This is a genomic window from Kitasatospora sp. NPDC004799 (assembly GCF_040609095.1).
Classification (GTDB): domain Bacteria; phylum Actinomycetota; class Actinomycetes; order Streptomycetales; family Streptomycetaceae; genus Kitasatospora.
The window spans coordinates 1-1,840 of record NZ_JBEXJK010000736.1 but is presented as its reverse complement, the minus strand read 5'-3'; the positions used below and the strand labels follow the sequence as shown (position 1 = coordinate 1,840).

The window sequence follows — 1,840 nt, the reverse complement described above, 5'->3', positions numbered from 1 at the left end:
GAGCGGCCGTCGGGCGCGGCCAGGGCCGGGGCGTGGCAGGCCGACGGCGGGTCCGAGCGCCCCGGCGGCGGGCGGGCGGGGACGGAGCGCCGGCCATGAGGGTGCTGCACATCGTCACCGGCCTGGCCGCCGGCGGCGCCGAGCGCCAGCTCCACCTGCTGCTGCGGCACCTGCCGGCGCACCAGCAGTGCGAGGTGCTCGCCCTGACCAACCCCGGCACGGTCGCCGCCGCGCTGCGCGCCGACGGCGTCACCGTCCACCACCTCGGCATGCGCGGCAACCGGGACCTCGGCGCGCTGCCCCGGCTGGTCCGGCTGGTCCGGGCCGGCCGCTACGACCTGGTGCACACCCACCTCTACCGGGCGCAGCTGTACGGCCGGCTGGCCGCCCGGCTGGCCGGGGTGCGCGCGGTGGTCTCCACCGAGCACTCGCTGCACGCCGGGGTGATCGAGGGCCGCCCGGTCACCCGGGGCGTCAAGGGCCTCTACCTGGCGGCCGAGCAGCTCGGCAGCACCACCGTCGCGGTCTCCCGCCAGGTCGCCCAGACGCTGCGCTCCTGGGGCGTCCCGCCGGCCCGGATCGCGCTGATCCCGAACGGCATCGACACCGCCCGCTACCGCCTCCCGCCCGCCGAGCGGGTCGCCGTCCGCCGCCGACTGCGGGCCGAACTCGGTCTGCCGCACGGGAGTTGGGTGGTCGGCGGGGTGGGCCGGCTGGTCCCCGGCAAGCGCTTCGAGGTGCTGGTCGAGGCGCTCGCCGACCTCGACCCGGCCACCCGGCTGGTGCTGGTCGGCGAGGGCCCGGAGCGCGCCGCGCTGGAGCACCGGGCCGGCGAACTCGGCGTGCGGGAGCGGCTGGTGCTCACCGGCGAGCGCGACGACGTGCCCGAACTGCTGGCCGCGCTGGACGTGCTGGCCGCCCCCTCCACCGCGGAGACCTTCGGCCTCGGCGTGCTGGAGGGCCTCGCGGCCGGGCTGCCGGTGCGGCACAGCGCCTGTCCGGCGCTCGACGAACTCCCGCCCAGCGCCGCCCCGCAGGCCCGCCGGATCCCCTCCGAGCCGGCCGCCTACGCCGCCGCCCTGCGCGACCTGCGGCCGCTCAGCGGGCACATCGCCGACCCGCTGCCGCACCCCCCGGCCGTCGGCCACTACGACATCGCCCGGGTCGCAGCCGACCTGGGCGCCCTCTACGACCGGCTGGCCCGCGTCTGACCGCCCGCCACCGCCGGACCGCCGTACCAGACCCAAGGAGCAACACCCATGACCACACCGCGCCGAAGCGCCCGCCGCCTGGTCCGCCGCTGGTGGCCGGTGGTGCTCGCGGTTCCGCTGGGGGCCGTGGCCGGCGCCGGGTACGCCGTCGTCGCGCCCCCGTCGTACGCCGCCAACGCCTACGTCCTGGTGGTCGCGCAGAACCCCGGCGAGGCCGCGATCGCGACCAACTTCGCCCAGGCGTACGGCCGGCTGGCCGGCCAGCCGCAGGTGCTCGCCGTGGCGGCCGCCGAGACCGGCCACACCCGGTCGGAGATGGCGTCCCTGGTGCACGGGACGACCTCCCCGGACGCCCCGATGATCGAGATCACCGGCACCGGGAAGCGCCCCCAGGAGGCCGCCCGGACCGCCGACGCGGTGGCCCGCTCGCTGGTCTCCTTCGCCAACACCAGCAGCAAGGACACCAACGTCCGGCTGGTGACGCTGTCCCCGGCCGCGGCGCCGGACCGGCCGACCACCCCCTCCGGGAAGCTAGGACCACCAGCAGCCGGGGGACGCCCTCGCTCCCGGCGGCGGCGAAGGCCGCCGCGGTGTTGCCCGCCGAGGCGATGACCATCACCCCGGCCTGC

Annotated in this window: 2 protein-coding genes; both read left to right on the top strand. The window is 78.0% G+C overall.

Going from position 1 to position 1,840, the window contains the following annotated elements; translation table 11 throughout:
• Positions 1-95 precede the first annotated feature (95 nt).
• A complete protein-coding gene (locus tag ABZW03_RS40370; RefSeq protein WP_355269800.1) occupies positions 96-1,211 on the top strand; it encodes a glycosyltransferase in 1,116 nt (371 codons plus the stop codon).
• A 48-nt stretch (positions 1,212-1,259) separates the two neighbouring features.
• Positions 1,260-1,823 (top strand): Wzz/FepE/Etk N-terminal domain-containing protein, encoded by a 564-nt coding sequence (locus ABZW03_RS40365; RefSeq protein WP_355269798.1) that lies wholly within the window; start codon positions 1,260-1,262, stop codon positions 1,821-1,823.
• Positions 1,824-1,840 lie beyond the last annotated feature (17 nt).

Bases quoted from the DNA above. Each gene is read 5' to 3' on its own strand.
- ABZW03_RS40370 (WP_355269800.1), top strand. From the start codon at position 96: ATGAGGGTGCTGCACATCGTCACCGGCCTGGCCGCCGGCGGCGCCGAG.
- ABZW03_RS40365 (WP_355269798.1), top strand. From the start codon at position 1,260: ATGACCACACCGCGCCGAAGCGCCCGCCGCCTGGTCCGCCGCTGGTGG.